Consider the following 11,441-nt stretch of genomic DNA (forward strand, 5'->3'; position numbering starts at 1 on the left):
ACACCTGAAAAAGCAACAAAATGTGCAATATCATTACAACTACTTGATTTATTTGTTATAGTAATTAAAAAAGACCTTTCCTGAATATCACTTACAATAAAAGGAGCATTTTCACTCATTAACAAAGAAAAAGCTTCTTTATTTAATCTATGAGAGTGACTAATTACAAAACATTTACTTTTAAAAGGTATTTCTTCCTCTGTTTTAATAATATTAAGCCTCTCAATTATATTATTATTTAAAAAATTAATTTGAGATAGAGTATAAATTATTAAACTATATTCCTTATACTACAAATCTTTCAAAAACCCTCTTTTTTAAAAAACTTATCTAGAAAAAATGATCCCCGGTGGTCGAGGACACCGGGGTTAAGGAGGTATTTAAATGAAAAAGTACGTGCAGGTTGGTGGAAGGTTAGCAGGTTAAATGAAAAGCAGCAATTATATTTTTATTTTTATAAAGTTTATTATACTCCTCACATGCATCTCTTGTCTTTTTAATAATTACTTGTTCAATTCCTGCTGATTTTATGTATTTTATTAAATCTTCTGATACTTTCATTAAACCATAAAATCCAGTTCCAATAATTAAAATATCTGGTTTTTTATTTATTATTTCCTTTACATCATCAATACAAAGATTGTGCCCTTCTTTTCTCCACCAATTATCATAAATATGATCTTTAAAGATAATAAGGTCTGAATTATATTCTTTTCCGTTGATTAATATTTTCCCAAAACGATAATTTTCTATCATGCTATTATTTCTCAATATATTTAATAATTATTTTTTTTAAAAACATATAATTTAATTGTATAGGAATATCCTTTTTCCGTAGAAGTTCGATTCATAGAATCCGCAATGAAAACGGGTCGGATAAATCCGACCCCTACTTCTACAGGCAGACACAAGTTCTGCCCCCTACTACTTTTAATATTCACTATCGACTAATTCACATTATAATCGATATGCATCATTTTCGGATGATTATAGAAGCATAACCAACCACCTGGTCAAACATTCCCGAAACATCTCCCGAAACATCTCCCGAAGTAGCATATTTTAGCAATTCAGCTTTTTTTGCACCTAGTGTTTCACACGCAATAAGCATTACAGTAATTGGACCAGGGCCACACATAGTTAAATTCTGTTGGTAAATCATATCATATAATTTTTTAGGATCAAAATCTAAAATAGCATTTATTGCTTGCTTATCTATGTTTATAGCGTATTCTTGTGGTTCATAATGGGTAAAGTCCGAACTAGCAATGATTAAAACATTTTTATTAATTATTGAAGAACAAATTGATTTAGCAATTTCTATATCTGTATTAATATCCTGATGAATCATACAAATTGGTACAAATTTAACCTTTTCACCAAAAATATATTGAATAAATGGTAATTGAACTTCTATAGAATGTTCAAATTGATGGGCTTTTCTATCTACCTTAATTATTTTAGAGTTTTTTAAAATGCTTTCTGCAATATTTGTATCAATTTCTAATTCACCTAAAGGTGTTTCCCAGTTTCCTTCAACCATAATAGAAATATCTTCTCCAAAACCACGATGGTTAGGACCTATTATAATAATTGTATCAGGCTTACCATCTAAAGCAATTTTATAAAATCCATTAGCTGCAACAGGTCCTGAATACATATAACCAGCGTGAGGACTGATTAAACCCATAATATTTTTCTCTCCTTGAAGATTTACTGTGGGAATTTTGCCTGGGCCTATTTTATGTAAAAAACAATTTTCAATCTGTTTCTTTAAAGATTTTAAATTAGCATTATAGAAACTACCTGCAACGGCAGGTTTCCTTACTTCTAACTTATCCATAAAATTCCCTCCCCTACTCTTTTAAAAATTATTAGATTTAATATATAAACTTTATTATTTATTTTATTTTAATATTTGTCTATTTTGGAATGTCGACTGGTTTTTTTCTTTTTTATTTTTGGTAATGCTATTATAAAAAATATCACTATAATTATTAATAAAAATATTACTCTAAAATAAGTTGAATAAAATAAATATTTAGCATAAGATAAATAATATCTTTTTTTGGCTGAAGGGTAATTAGGATTTAAATTCAATACTTCCTTAAATTCTCTGGATGCTTCTTTAAAAAGTGATTTTTTTTCATCATTTACAGCTAAATTGAATTGAGAATCAATGATCTTTAATTTTATTTTTTGATCATCCGGATGTATTTTATAAAGGTAGTTATAAGCTTCGATAGCTTCTTCCCATTGTTTATTTTCATAAAAAGCAGTAGCAATTCCTTCGCGGGCGGTTATATTTAATGGATCTATAGAAATGACTTGTTCATATTCTAATATTGCTTTCTCCCAATTGTTCTCTTCGCTATATTTATCGCCTAAATTACTGTGAATAACTATTTGGGATACGCAGAATTTTACAATTCTATTATTTCCAGCATCGGCAACATAAATATAGTCCCTGTTATCTATAACAATTCCTTCAGGGGAATTTAGATTAATTCTATCTGACTCATTACCAAATTCTAATTCGGAATTATTATCTTTATCATATTTTACTACTTTTCCGTTTTTGTAATCAGTGATATATATATTATTTTTTGAATCAAGAGCAATATATCTTGTGCCGCTAAATTGTCCAAACTCACTCCCGCTTTCTCCAAATTTTCTTAAAAATAGGCCTTCTTTACTAAATACCTGTACCTGGTCATGGAAAGTATCGGCAATATACATATTTCCTTCCTCATCAAAAGTAATTCCTCTGGGGTAATAAAATTCACCGTCTCCCATACCTTCTTTCCCAAATTGTTTAATATACTCGAAAGTAGGGGAAAATATTTGTATCCTACTATTTCCTGTATCTACAACATAAATATTATCATCTTTGTCTATGGCTATGCCTCTTGGATTCGAAAATTCACCCGGGCCATTACCTTCTTTCCCAGTCATCAGTAAGGATTTACCTTCCGGTGATATTTTCTGGATTCTATGGTTAAATTGTTCTACTATGATTATATTTCCGTTACTATCCAGAGCCAAGCCAACCGGGCCATCAAGTTTTAATGCATCCTCCCCTTCCCCATCCGGAATCACCTTTAGTAATCTTCCCTCAGAGCTGAATTTTTGTATACGGTCATTTTCCCAATCAGATACATATAAGTTATTATCTTTATCGAGTGCCAGGCAAACCGGATAATTAAATTCACCTGCCCTGTTACCATATTCACCAAAAGTTAACATAGTAATATAATCAATGTTTGCCATACTATTAATAGGTGATAAAATAATAAAAATTATAATAATAAATATATAATATTTTTTCATAGTTTTATTCACCTTCTAATTTTTTTATTAAATATCAATATTCTCATTTATGTTATATTATTATTAATTGTTTTATTTTATTACTTAATATATTTAATGATTCTTTATGATATATTTTGTCTTTTAAATTTAATTTGTTTAGATATATAGGGCTACCATAATGAACGATTATTTTATATTTAAAAAAAGCAGGTAAAATCTTTCCACGAGGATATATCTTATGGGTACCAATAATTCCAACTGGTACGATTGGAACACCTGTTTTTATAGCAATTTTTATTACACCTAATTTTAATTCTTGTAATTCAATATTTAATGAACGTGAACCTTCAGGAAATACACCTAATATTTTCCCTGCTTGTAAAATATTTATAGCTTTTTTTACAGCAAGGATATCATTTTTTCCCCTATCCACAGGAAAGGCATTCAATTTTTTAAGTATAAAATTTCCAAAAATATTATTAAAAGCTTCTTTTTTAGCAATAAAACAAATTTTTCTCTTCATTGATGTTGCTAAAACGATTGGATCTAAGTAACTTACATGATTCGAAGCAATTATTAACGCTCCCCTTTTAGGTACATTCTCATTTCCTATTATTTTCATTTGCCAAAATATTTTTAATAATAACCAACATATAGCTCTTGTTATCCAATAAAACATATAATTTATCCTAATTTTACATATATTATCTAAAAATTAAATAGTGTGCCCGAGAGGATTTGAACCTCCAGTCTACGGCTCCGGAGGCCGCCGCTTTATCCAATTAAGCCACGGGCACATATATATACTATCTACCCCAACTAAGTCTATCGGCTAAAATTTTAGGTAACCCTGCATTAATTATTTTTTTTTGAGTCAAATAAATTGGATAAGATATTCGATAAATTTTAACTACCTTATATTCTGTATCATAAATTCCATAACTTGCATCTGGATTACCATCACGTGGTTGACCGACACTCCCACAATTAATAATATACCTTTTATTTTTTAAAATTTCAATGTAACCACCATTAATAAAATCAGTGTAGTTTACCTGGTTATTGCTTTTATTAAAAGAAAAACATCCTGCTAAGTGGGAATGTCCAATAAAATATATTTTGAAATCATATTTCTTAAATATATCATACGCGCTATTTTTATCTAAAATATATTCAAATATTGGTTCACGAGGACTTCCATGAACTGCAAATATATTTTCAATAACTTGAATCTTTTTATTTAGGTTTAATAAAAATATTTTATTATTTTCTTCTATCTTTCGAGAGGTCCATAAAATTGCTTTTCTTGCCGCATCATTAAAATAATTTATATCTAATTTTCCTATAACTGCAAAATCATGATTTCCACCTATACACCTACAGTTTAAATCTTTTATCTTTTTAATGCAATAATTAGGATCCGCCCCATAACCAACAATATCTCCTAAACAAATAAATTCATCAACTTTTCCCATATTATTTAATGTACAATCTAATGCTTCGGAATTACTATGAATATCTGATATTATTCCAAATTTCATAATTATTTTGACTTTCTTTTCAAAACATTGATATTATTATTTGATTTATAAATAAAAAAACGGCGCATACCTCGCCGTTTTTTTATTTAAATTAAGCTCTTATAATTTCTTTAATTCTCATAATTGCTGAAATTGCAGATCTTGCTATTTCATCCAATTTCATGGTAATAAATTTTATGGTATTTTCTAAATCAGGTATTAATATATATTCTAATGCATTAACTCGTCTTCTAGTTTTTTCAATTTCATCAGCTAGAAGGGAAACTGCTTTTTCTAATTCTGCTAATTTTAACATTAAAGGTAATATTTCATAAAAATTTCGCAAAGCATGGTCTAATTCCGCAGTTGTTTCCATTAAGCTATAGGTATAATAATTCCCTTCACCTATATATTTATATTTTGGAACATTTACACCCATAATATTTTTAAAATCTATTTCAATAAAGCTTTTCGCTTTCGGAAACATTAAAGTTTCCTCAAGTGTTATTTTGCTCATTAAAGAAGTGGCATTAGAAAATATTGAATAACCTTTCATTAATTTTTCTTCGACTTCTTCTCTAATTATTTTATCTTCTTTGACTAATTGAATATATTTTTGAATTAAGGCGTCTCTTTTGTCCTTTAAAAGCTTGTATCCTCGCTTTGCTACAATCAATCTCTTTTTTAATTTTATTAATTCCATTCGATTAGGATTAACGTGTAATAGCATTTATCTTTTCGTCCTTTAATGTATCTTTTGGTAGATACTTTTTAATAAATTCATCCTTTATTCTTTTTAGTTCTTCTATTGGCAGGATAGTTAATAATTGCCACCCTACATTTAAACTCTCTTCAATAGACCTATTTTCATCTTCACTTTGTTTAATAAATAATTCTTCAAATTTATCTGCAAATTTTACATATTTTTTATCAATCTTAGTTAGAGCAGCTTCTCCTAAGATTACAGCTAATTCTTTAACCTCTTTTCCTCTGGCATAAGAAGCAAAAAGCTGATTCATTACATTTGCGTGATCTTCGCGAGTTTTATTTAACCCTATACCTTTATCTTTTAAACGAGACAAAGATGGTAATACATTTATGGGTGGGTAAATTCCTTTATGATGAAGTTCCCTGGATAATATTATCTGACCTTCTGTGATATAACCGGTTAAATCTGGGATAGGATGTGTTTTGTCATCTTCAGGCATAGTTAAAATTGGAATTAAGGTTATTGATCCTTTCTTATCTTTTATTCTCCCTGCTCTTTCATAAAGTGTAGCTAAATCTGTATACAAATAACCAGGATAACCACGTCTTCCCGGAACTTCTTTTCTAGCTGCTGATACTTCCCTTAAAGCCTCACAATAATTAGTCATATCAGTTAGTATTACCAAAACATGCATATTTTTTTCAAATGCTAAATATTCTGCACAAGTTAGAGCCATCCGGGGAGTTATAATTCTCTCCACTGCTGGGTTATTCGCTAAATTAATAAACATAACACACTTTTCTATCGCTCCGGTTCTTCTAAAATCATTTATAAAAAAACTTGCTTCTTCAAAGGTTATCCCCATAGCAGCGAAAACTACGGCAAATTTTTCTTCCTTACCTAATACTTTTGACTGTCGAGCAATCTGAGAAGCAAGTCTGGCATGGGGCAACCCGGCGCCAGAAAAAATAGGTAATTTCTGTCCTCTAACTAACGTATTTAAGACATCGATAGAAGAAATCCCAGTTTGTATAAAATCGTTGGGATAGTCTCGAGCATAAGGATTAAGGGGATTACCATTTATATCTAATTTTTTTTCTGCAATTATTTGAGGTCCATTATCTATCGGCCTACCAGAACCATCAAATATTCTACCCAAAATATCTAATGAAACAGGTAGCTCTATTACTTTTCCTAAAAAGCGAACTTTACTATCGGAGACATCGATACCTGTTGTTCCTTCAAATACTTGAACAATTGCTTTATCTTCAGTCACTTCAAGTACCTGTCCTCTTCTAATTTCCCCAGAAGATAATTCTATTTCAACTAATTCTTGATACTTAACATCTGTTGTTTTTTCAACTATTATTAAAGGACCAGCTACATAAGATATGGTTAAATATTCCTTAATCATTTTTTTCTATATTTTCTCCTTCCCTTTAAGTGGTTGTTGAATTAATTTGACATATTATTTCTTTTTCAATTTCACTAAATTTTTTTAGATTATTTTCTTTAATATATTTAGCTCTTATTATATTACTTTTAACCGGTAGGGAATTGATTTTTTCTATATTTACACCTTGTACAATTACTTTTTCTGCAGTCTCATGGAATAAAATAATTAATTTTAACATTAAAAATTGTTTTTTTACAGAAGTATAGGTATCTATTTCGTCAAAAGCATCTTGATGAAGAAAATCTTCTCTAATTGATCTCGCTGTTTCTAATATTAATCTTTCATGAGTTGATAAGGCATCAACTCCAACTAATCTTACAATTTCTTCTAATTCTGCTTCTTGTTGAAGAATCCCCATAGATTTATTACGTAGTTCTATAAAATCTTTATTAATTTCCTTTTCATAAAATTCAGATAACTGAGATAAATAAAGGGAGTAACTAGTTAACCAATCAATCGCTGGAAAATGCCTTTCATAAGCTAACTTATCTTGCAAACTCCAAAAAACTTGCACTGTACGCAAGGTATTTTGAGTAACTGGTTCAGATAAATCTCCCCCCGGAGGTGATACAGCTCCGATGACACTTAAAGTTGCTTCCCTATCATCATTACTTAAACATTTTACTCTACCTGATCTTTCATAAAAGCTAGAAATTCTAGTCCCTAAATAAGCAGGGTAACCTTCTTCGCCTGGCATTTCTTCTAATCGACCTGAAATTTCTCGCATTGCTTCTGCCCAACGAGAAGTCGAGTCAGCCATAAGTGCAACATTATAACCCATATCTCTATAGTATTCAGCAATAGTTATACCAGTATAAACAGAAGCTTCACGAGCTGCTACCGGCATATTCGAAGTATTAGCAATTAAGATAGTTCTTTCCATTAGTCTTTTTCCGGTATGGGGATCAATTAATTCAGGAAATTCTAATAAAACGTCAGTCATTTCATTCCCTCTCTCGCCACATCCAATAAAAATAATAATTTCTGCGTTACACCACTTAGAAAGCTGATGCTGAATTACTGTTTTCCCACTACCAAAAGGTCCTGGAATACAAGCAGTCCCTCCCTTCGCAATTGGGAAAAACGTATCAATTACTCGTTGACCAGTTATTAATGGTTCAAAAGGAGGTAATTTTTCTTTATAAGGCCTCAATTTTCTTACTGGCCATTTTTGCAACATTTTTATTTCTTGAAGTAATCCTTGTCTATCTCTTATTTTGGTAATTGTTTCAGTAACTGTAAATTTACCCTTATATATTTCTTCAATTTCACCCTGGATTCCATATGGAATCATTATTTTATGTTGGATAATACTACTTTCCTGAACAGTTCCAATAATATCTCCAGAAATTACTTTATCTCCTTTTTTAAGAACTGGCTCAAAATCCCACTTCTTTTTTCTATTAATTGCATCTTCTTCAGCACCCCGGCTAATAAAATCTCCCTTAGATAATCTAATTAAATCTAAAGGTCTCTGAATTCCATCATAAATTGATTTAATTAACCCAGGACCTAATTCTACACTTAAAGGCATACCAGTAGAAAAGACAGGTTCTCCAGGACCAATGCCAGAGGTTTCTTCATAAACTTGTATGGTTACTAAATCCTTAGCAAGTTCAATTATTTCACCGATTAATTTTTGATTACTTACTTTTACAACATCATACATTTTTGCGCCTCGTAGACCTTCAGCTTCAACTACTGGACCTGCTACTTTAATAATTTTTCCTGTTTCCATTATTCTTCCTCTTTTCTAAATAAAATATCTGTTCCAATTGCCTTTTCTATATTTTTTTCTAATATTTTTAATCCTAAGTTTTTCTTTTCAAACTTATTTGGAATTATAGTGAAACTGAGCAGACTATTTTTTTGTAATTCCTCTATTTTTTCAAATATTTGAATGGCTATTTCCTCAGTTATAAATACTGCTGCATATTTCTCTTTTACTATTTTGTTTAATATTTCTATAGTTTCTTCTTTTTTGCTTACTGGGAAAATTGAGATACCTAATAATTTAAAACCGATAATTGAATCTCTATTCCCTATCATAGCAATATTATACATAAGTATCACGAACACTTTCTTTAATGGTACTGGGAAGTAATTTATTTAACTTACCTGATAAAATTATTCTAATATTTTTTATATCATTTTCTTTAGCTACCATAAATCCTACTAAAGGTTCTATCCCAAAGGTAATTAATTTTCCTACTTTAGTAAAATTAATAATAAAATTATCTCTTAACTTTTCTAATTCCATTAAGGAATTATTTTTTTGAAAATATTTTATGCCTAATTCAATTACATTTTTATAATCAGTATAAACTAACTTTTCAGGCCAAGAAGACAACGGTGAATCATAAACTGCTACTATGTTTTTTATATTAAAATCACCTTCGCTAATTAAAAAATTTTTTAAGAATATTTTTTCTTCTCCCCTTATTTTTGCTCTAATAGAACTAATTATATTATTAAGATCTATATTTATTTTAATAAACCTTTTTAAAAAATTTTCCTCTGTCTCTATCACTTCAACCTCTTTAATTTTATTAAATATCATAACATATCTTTCTTTATCTAGAATGAAATCTATTATCTCTGGGTCTTTAAATTTACTATATTCTAAAAATATTTTTTTAATTAAAAATTCAAAAGAATTAGGAAGATCTTCATATTTTTCGTCTATAATCGCTAAATTAAGTTTTTTTATATTTATGGTACCAATTGGTGATATTAATTTATCAGAAACGTCTTCTTTTAAATATTTCGATTTTATAAGTATTTTGATATTATGAAAATCATATTTAGAAGCAAATGTGAAATATAGAAAATTAAAAGTAGAAACTTTAGAAATATCTTTTATGATATTGTAACTAGATAATAATTCTCGATTTAATGAATCTTCATAATTTTCAGGATTATTAAGGTCAAAGGAATAATTATTTAAATTACCTTCCATTAAAATTTTTATCGCAGATATAGTATCAGTTGATTTTATCATTCTATCTAATAAATCTTTAGTTAATAATCCCTTTTCTAATTTTTTAATCCTTCCATTAGCAAAGGCATATTCTTCTTGATTGTTAGTATCTGCTGTAAAGTATTTAAACATTAATCATCCTTCCCCATTCAAATTATATAAAAAGCATTGCTTTAAAAATATTAAGCAAATAAATATTTACCTATTTCAATTTCAGATTCTTCTCTAACTTTTTTTAATAATAATTCCAATGAAATATTTTTTCTTACCTTACCAGAACCAATAATTACTCCACCTTGTATCGGAAGATAAGAAGTGGATAATTTTAATTCACCCTTCTTATCTTTAACTTCCAATGTTTTATTTATATCTTCTATAAAATCTTTAGATATTTTATTTTTATCTGAAGAAGCAATAAAAATAGTTTCATTGCCTTTTTCAATATTATCTAATATTAACTTTTTTATAAAATTGTGATAATCTTTATCATCTAATTTTAAGATACTTTCTAAAGCTTTGTTAAAAGCACCTTCCATAATTTTTTGTTTTTCTAATAAAATAGTTTTTCTTGCTTCTAAATTAGCCTCAGTCAATATTTTATTCTTTTTTAGAGATGCTTCTTGATTGTTTTTACCCAATATTATATTTTTAATATTATCTGCTTCTTCTTTGCCTTTTTTGATAATTTCCTTAGTTTTATCTTCAGCTTGAGTAATAATTTTATCTGCTTGAATCTGAGCATCAGATATAATTTTTTCGTTTATATCTTTAATGGTCATATAATAGTCTTCCTTTTACAAATTTATTCCATTAAAAAGTAACAATGAAGCCAATAAAGAAAATACTGCATAGGTTTCTACCATAGCAACCATTACTGTGGCTTTGCCAACCTCTTCTGGATTTCTGGCAACTAATCCTATGGCTGCAGCAGCAGTTTTTCCTTGATACCACCCAGAAAAAAAGCCTACTACTCCTACAGGTATACAGGCAAAAAATATTTGCCATCCTTGATTTAAGGTTAAGGGTAATGGTACGCCTGCAAAAATACCAGTTTTCATTAAAACCCAAAACCCAACTAATAAACCATAAATGCCCTGAGTGCCTGGGATGGCTGACAAAAATAACATTAGACCAAATTTTTCTGGTTCTTCAGTTAACACTCCTTCAGCAGCAGCTCCAGCTATACCAACTCCCATACCAGAGCCAGAACAAGCTAATCCGATAGCTATTGCAGAACCTAAAAATGCCATTACTATTCCTTGTGTAATCATATTTTCCTCCTATTTCTAATTAATGTTAGTTTTAACTAATAAATTTCTCTACTTGAATTTTTAATTGTGTCTCTACTCCTAAACTCTTATTTTTCTCACGCGATACTCGATACTCGATACGGATTACTATCTGCTAACTGACAAATATCAACACATCGTGAACTTAAAAATATCAACACATCGTGAACCTTAA

The 11,441-nt window shown here is 29.1% G+C and carries 12 protein-coding genes and 1 tRNA gene; all 13 read right to left on the minus strand.

The window, feature by feature from the left end:
- Positions 1-414: 414 nt before the first annotated feature.
- On the minus strand, positions 415-756 hold the full coding sequence (locus tag COZ07_RS09410) for an Mth938-like domain-containing protein (protein WP_406608308.1): 342 nt from the start codon (positions 754-756) through the stop codon (positions 415-417).
- A gap of 217 nt (positions 757-973) precedes the next feature.
- Positions 974-1,843 carry an AmmeMemoRadiSam system protein B gene (gene amrB / locus COZ07_RS09415; RefSeq protein WP_406608309.1) on the minus strand — a complete coding sequence of 290 codons (870 nt, stop codon included), beginning with the start codon at positions 1,841-1,843 and terminating at the stop codon, positions 974-976.
- Between the two features lie 68 nt (positions 1,844-1,911).
- Positions 1,912-3,330, minus strand: a complete 1,419-nt coding sequence (locus COZ07_RS09420) for an NHL repeat-containing protein (protein WP_406608310.1) — start codon at positions 3,328-3,330, stop codon at positions 1,912-1,914.
- Positions 3,331-3,382: 52 nt separating this feature from the next.
- Positions 3,383-3,991, minus strand: a complete 609-nt coding sequence (locus COZ07_RS09425; RefSeq protein WP_406608311.1) for a 1-acyl-sn-glycerol-3-phosphate acyltransferase — start codon at positions 3,989-3,991, stop codon at positions 3,383-3,385.
- A gap of 44 nt (positions 3,992-4,035) precedes the next feature.
- Positions 4,036-4,109 (minus strand) — tRNA-Arg (locus COZ07_RS09430).
- A 9-nt stretch (positions 4,110-4,118) separates the two neighbouring features.
- A complete protein-coding gene (locus tag COZ07_RS09435) occupies positions 4,119-4,853 on the minus strand; it encodes a metallophosphoesterase (RefSeq protein ID WP_406608312.1) in 735 nt (244 codons plus the stop codon).
- Between the two features lie 91 nt (positions 4,854-4,944).
- Positions 4,945-5,562, minus strand: a complete 618-nt coding sequence (locus COZ07_RS09440) for a V-type ATP synthase subunit D (RefSeq protein ID WP_406608313.1) — start codon at positions 5,560-5,562, stop codon at positions 4,945-4,947.
- Positions 5,546-6,955, minus strand: coding sequence for a V-type ATP synthase subunit B (locus COZ07_RS09445; protein WP_406608314.1), 1,410 nt, complete (start codon positions 6,953-6,955; stop codon positions 5,546-5,548). The genes COZ07_RS09440 and COZ07_RS09445 overlap by 17 nt, the downstream gene beginning before the upstream one ends.
- A gap of 25 nt (positions 6,956-6,980) precedes the next feature.
- Positions 6,981-8,735: a V-type ATP synthase subunit A gene (locus COZ07_RS09450; RefSeq protein ID WP_406608315.1), complete on the minus strand. Its 1,755-nt coding sequence runs from the start codon at positions 8,733-8,735 to the stop codon at positions 6,981-6,983.
- On the minus strand, positions 8,735-9,061 hold the full coding sequence (locus COZ07_RS09455) for a V-type ATP synthase subunit F (protein WP_406608316.1): 327 nt from the start codon (positions 9,059-9,061) through the stop codon (positions 8,735-8,737). Before COZ07_RS09455 ends, COZ07_RS09450 begins: the two co-directional genes overlap by 1 nt.
- On the minus strand, positions 9,054-10,109 hold the full coding sequence (locus COZ07_RS09460) for a V-type ATPase subunit (RefSeq protein WP_406608317.1): 1,056 nt from the start codon (positions 10,107-10,109) through the stop codon (positions 9,054-9,056). Before COZ07_RS09460 ends, COZ07_RS09455 begins: the two co-directional genes overlap by 8 nt.
- Positions 10,110-10,159: 50 nt before the next feature.
- Entirely contained in the window at positions 10,160-10,756 is a 597-nt protein-coding gene (locus tag COZ07_RS09465; protein WP_406608318.1) for a V-type ATP synthase subunit E, read from the minus strand.
- A gap of 15 nt (positions 10,757-10,771) precedes the next feature.
- The gene (locus COZ07_RS09470; protein WP_406608319.1) at positions 10,772-11,248 is read right to left on the minus strand and encodes a V-type ATP synthase subunit K; all 477 of its coding nucleotides are present in this window, start codon (positions 11,246-11,248) and stop codon (positions 10,772-10,774) included.
- Positions 11,249-11,441 lie beyond the last annotated feature (193 nt).

Source organism: Candidatus Infernicultor aquiphilus (genome assembly GCF_002784285.1).
In the GTDB taxonomy this organism is placed as follows: Bacteria; Atribacterota; Phoenicimicrobiia; order Phoenicimicrobiales; family Phoenicimicrobiaceae; genus Infernicultor; species Infernicultor aquiphilus.

Bases quoted from the DNA above. Each gene is read 5' to 3' on its own strand.
- COZ07_RS09410 (WP_406608308.1), bottom strand. From the start codon at position 756: ATGATAGAAAATTATCGTTTTGGGAAAATATTAATCAACGGAAAAGAA.
- amrB (WP_406608309.1), bottom strand. From the start codon at position 1,843: ATGGATAAGTTAGAAGTAAGGAAACCTGCCGTTGCAGGTAGTTTCTAT.
- COZ07_RS09420 (WP_406608310.1), bottom strand. From the start codon at position 3,330: ATGAAAAAATATTATATATTTATTATTATAATTTTTATTATTTTATCA.
- COZ07_RS09425 (WP_406608311.1), bottom strand. From the start codon at position 3,991: ATGTTTTATTGGATAACAAGAGCTATATGTTGGTTATTATTAAAAATA.
- COZ07_RS09435 (WP_406608312.1), bottom strand. From the start codon at position 4,853: ATGAAATTTGGAATAATATCAGATATTCATAGTAATTCCGAAGCATTA.
- COZ07_RS09440 (WP_406608313.1), bottom strand. From the start codon at position 5,562: ATGCTATTACACGTTAATCCTAATCGAATGGAATTAATAAAATTAAAA.
- COZ07_RS09445 (WP_406608314.1), bottom strand. From the start codon at position 6,955: ATGATTAAGGAATATTTAACCATATCTTATGTAGCTGGTCCTTTAATA.
- COZ07_RS09450 (WP_406608315.1), bottom strand. From the start codon at position 8,735: ATGGAAACAGGAAAAATTATTAAAGTAGCAGGTCCAGTAGTTGAAGCT.
- COZ07_RS09455 (WP_406608316.1), bottom strand. From the start codon at position 9,061: ATGTATAATATTGCTATGATAGGGAATAGAGATTCAATTATCGGTTTT.
- COZ07_RS09460 (WP_406608317.1), bottom strand. From the start codon at position 10,109: ATGTTTAAATACTTTACAGCAGATACTAACAATCAAGAAGAATATGCC.
- COZ07_RS09465 (WP_406608318.1), bottom strand. From the start codon at position 10,756: ATGACCATTAAAGATATAAACGAAAAAATTATATCTGATGCTCAGATT.
- COZ07_RS09470 (WP_406608319.1), bottom strand. From the start codon at position 11,248: ATGATTACACAAGGAATAGTAATGGCATTTTTAGGTTCTGCAATAGCT.